The organism is Shinella sp., assembly GCF_052438155.1.
Taxonomy (GTDB): domain Bacteria; phylum Pseudomonadota; class Alphaproteobacteria; order Rhizobiales; family Rhizobiaceae; genus Shinella.
Window position 1 is genome coordinate 1 of sequence record NZ_JBQVPI010000087.1, and the last position, 3346, is coordinate 3346.

General features: G+C 61.9%; 6 protein-coding genes. All 6 read right to left on the reverse strand.

The features are described from left to right. A partial coding sequence (locus tag ACT6VE_RS34530; RefSeq protein WP_444802627.1) for a hypothetical protein occupies positions 1–391 on the reverse strand: 391 nt, incomplete at its 3' end. Between the two features lie 10 nt (positions 392–401). Then, a complete protein-coding gene (traU, locus tag ACT6VE_RS34535; RefSeq protein WP_444609100.1) occupies positions 402–1457 on the reverse strand; it encodes a conjugal transfer pilus assembly protein TraU in 1056 nt (351 codons plus the stop codon). Then, positions 1447–1719, reverse strand: coding sequence for a hypothetical protein (locus tag ACT6VE_RS34540; RefSeq protein WP_444609099.1), 273 nt, complete (start codon positions 1717–1719; stop codon positions 1447–1449). Before ACT6VE_RS34540 ends, traU begins: the two co-directional genes overlap by 11 nt. Then, on the reverse strand, positions 1716–2306 hold the full coding sequence (gene traW / locus ACT6VE_RS34545) for a type-F conjugative transfer system protein TraW (protein ID WP_444609098.1): 591 nt from the start codon (positions 2304–2306) through the stop codon (positions 1716–1718). The genes ACT6VE_RS34540 and traW overlap by 4 nt, the downstream gene beginning before the upstream one ends. 68 nt (positions 2307–2374) lie before the next feature. Continuing rightward, on the reverse strand, positions 2375–2974 hold the full coding sequence (locus ACT6VE_RS34550; protein WP_444802628.1) for a S26 family signal peptidase: 600 nt from the start codon (positions 2972–2974) through the stop codon (positions 2375–2377). Continuing rightward, on the reverse strand, positions 2961–3346 hold a 386-nt coding region (locus ACT6VE_RS34555), incomplete at its 5' end, for a TrbI F-type domain-containing protein (protein ID WP_444802629.1). The genes ACT6VE_RS34550 and ACT6VE_RS34555, both read right to left, overlap by 14 nt.

Consider the following 3346-nt stretch of genomic DNA (forward strand, 5'->3'; position numbering starts at 1 on the left):
TGTCAGCGATCATCTGTGCGAGCGCCTCTTCGGGCATCGACAGGCTGGCGAATGCCACAAACAGCGGCGCACCCTTGGGGCGGGCCATGCCAGCCCTGGCGCCAGCCACCATTTCGTCGAAGTCGACCGGGCCATCTTTCCCGGCGATCTGCGACACATCCAGGCCTTCAACCGCCTCATAGCCTTGCGCGACAACCGTCTGCGCCTCTTCGGCTTGGGTTTGCGCGTTGGCGGTAGCATAGTCGAAGAGCGCCTGGGCGTCGGCCTTGAATGTATCGGCCCGCGCCTCGATCGCTTTCGGGTCGAAGTCCGTCAAATCCTGAGCAACGACGGCGGTCACACCAAGTAGCAGGCTGGCGGCGAGAGCGGGGAAGAGTCCTCTGCGGTTCATTGGCGCGACCTCACAGCATGCAACAATTGCGTTTGCGCCAGAGGAGGAAGCCGACATCCTCGCCTTTGACGGGATAGACCTGCCCAGATTTGGGCAAGATCGTGGTCGCTCCAATCGGAGAACAGGCTTCGCGGCCACTCACCATGGGCGTCGGATTTACCTGCTGCATCCGGTACTGGCTCTTCTTGAGGATCGGCATGATGTACTTGGAACACAGCGCTTTCGATCCGCTGGTGCCCCAGGCGAGCCCCTGACGGTGGAGCTTGTAGACCATGCGCTCGGCCGCGAGCCGTGCCGACTGCTTGATGCCGATATTGGCACCAACATTGCCGTTCATTGGATACATCGAACCCTGGCAACCAGAGCACCAGAACAGCTCATCCATGGGCAGTCTTGCGCTGGCTGAGATGCAATCGGCCGAGCAGGCTGCCTGCGCGATGACTGAGGTGAAAAGCGCGGCCTCGGGATTGAGGAGAGATGCCAGCTCGTCGTCCTGCCAAAGCGGATCGATCTCGCTCATATAGGCAACGTCGAACGAGCTCGCCTCGAGGCACAGGAAATCGGTCACCACTTCGAGCCAGTACAGAAGCGGGTAGATGTAATAGTGCACGTGGTATTTGGCGGTGCGCTGGGACTGGCCCCCTAGCTGCGCGCCGTCCGAGGCATAACCGTTACCGATCGGAAAGCCGGGGTCGAGCTTGATGCCGCCAAGGTTTGGAAAGCACCACGGCTTGGTCGAGACATCAATCAGCCGGACCGGCTCCCAGAACCCGATCGCAAGGCCGATGCGCGGCACCGGCGTGCCGCAGGCGCAGATCGGAAGATCCGGATTGTCGGTGTCGGCACGCGATGATGGCCAGATCTTGAGCGAGCCCAGCGACAAGGGGAACATGCAGCCCCAGCACACATCGGTCACCGGATTGACGAAACTACCTGAGCACCGACCAGGCCCGCTGGGAAGACCCTGAGCCAGAACCGGGGGAGCCAGAACCTGGGGAGCCAGCACGGATGCCGCCATGAACAGGGACGCAAAGCCCAGGAGGCGCGCAAGGAACCTAGAGCGCATCGTCTCTCTCCCTCATCAGCCAGGCATCATCCGCCGCGTTTTTGGCCCGGACCCAAAGGACCCCCTGAACCAGAGCGAAGGTCGTAGCGCCTGCGAACAGTGCGAGAGCAAAGATGCCGGATAGCGCCCGAAGTGCCCCGAACGAGACAACGAGGGCAGCGACCAGAAAGAGCCCTATCATCGTGCGCAAACGTGCCGCCTTGAGCGCGCGCGTTTCGGGGGCAGCAAGGGGAGCCGGAACCAGATTGCGCCAGGAGTTCATGCCCCCCTCCCCTTGCGCACAATGGCTTGCTCAGTGACTATGAGGACGTCGCCGCGTTGCTCGACCAGCGCCGGGGTCCGGCGTATCCCGAAATAGGTTGTAAGACGGCCGTCCTGATCAAAGTAGAACCGGCGCTGGTGAACCTTCATGAGCTCGAAGGGAGAGCCATCAACGAAGATGATCTTGGCGCGCACATCGCCCGCATGCTTCATCGCCCATTCGACTTCTGCCGGATCGTCACCATCAACAAAGAGGAGCTTCTTGCTAAGCGCAGCGGCGGCAAGAGGATTGACGCGCTGACCCGCCACAGCAATCAGGTTCCCCTTGTGATCACGGATGTCCTTGTCGATCCGGATCGACGGATCGAACTCCCAACTCCGGGTCTCTTCCGCAGGCGAAATCCCGGAGACCGCGACCGGGCGCATCACCCTCGCCTTCACCTTCTCGGCGAACTGGCGATTCATCTGATCGAGTTTTCCGGTCGCAGCCGCATGGTCGAGCCGCGCCTTGATAACGCTCAGGAGATCTGGCTCAGCAACGGGCCACGTCTGGCCCATCTGCCCGTGGTCGACGCGTTGCCCCGACACTGCCCCGCCGCTCGAAGCCGTCGCTGACACCGCAAGTCCGCCAGCAACGAGGAAGGAGAAAGCGACCCTCACAGGATTGGCTGCCCGGTGCCGACAAGCCGGTCGCGGCACACAAAACCGATATGCGCATAGCGGCTGTCGAACCCGTCCTTGTGCGGAGTGCCTGCAAAGATGCAGCCTTCCGGCACAACTCCAAGCGGGCCAGCGGCAAGAGGATCGCCTCGCTTCGTCATAGGTTTGATGGTCGCCACGCGCTTCCCGTTGACGTGCACATCATTGCCGATGCGCGTCACCGTGTCGCCTGGCAGACCAAGAGCGATCTTGGTGAAAGCCGCCGGCTTCGCCCCAAAATACTTGACCGTAATGGGATCATGACCGGGATGGAAAACCACATAGTCCCCGCGCAGCGGAAAACGCCTGGCTTCGACCACGAACGCCCAGTTCGGGAGCGAGTCCGTCACGTTGATCATCAGCGCGTGGTTCTCGCTCCACTTCGAAGCTGCGCTGAGGGCACCTGCAACGAGACAGATAGCAGCGATCGCCATAAGCCTGCCGCCGGTCGAAAGGCGTCTGGTCCTACCTGCCGTCGCAGGAGGCGCGCCGTCCGACAAAAGCCGAGCAAACCCCTTGCGCTGAGCCGAACGAAGGAGCGGATCAGGGTTTGCCATCGCGCTGACGTCCCTGATTGGCAGCCATAAAGGCCTGCATCTCTTGTTCAACGCGGGCCGCCTGCCCCTGAGGAGCAGCGCCGAGCGCCTGCGCCGGTTGGGGACGCGGAACCTTTGCGTAAACGGCAGTCTTCACGCTCTGCGTAACGTCGGGAACTTCGCCCCCCACAATCGCCTCATGAACGAGCACGACTTTCCCGGATCTCGACAGACCGGAGACGGTCTCATCCAGCGCTGCCATGAAAACTGCAGTTTGCCGTGCTGCGGTCTGCTCGTCAGCGTTCGAGCGTGCCTGTGCCTGAAGATACTCCCCAATGATGCCCTGCAGCTGAAGCTGGACGAATTCCTGCTGCCCTGCCCCCTGTGCAGCAA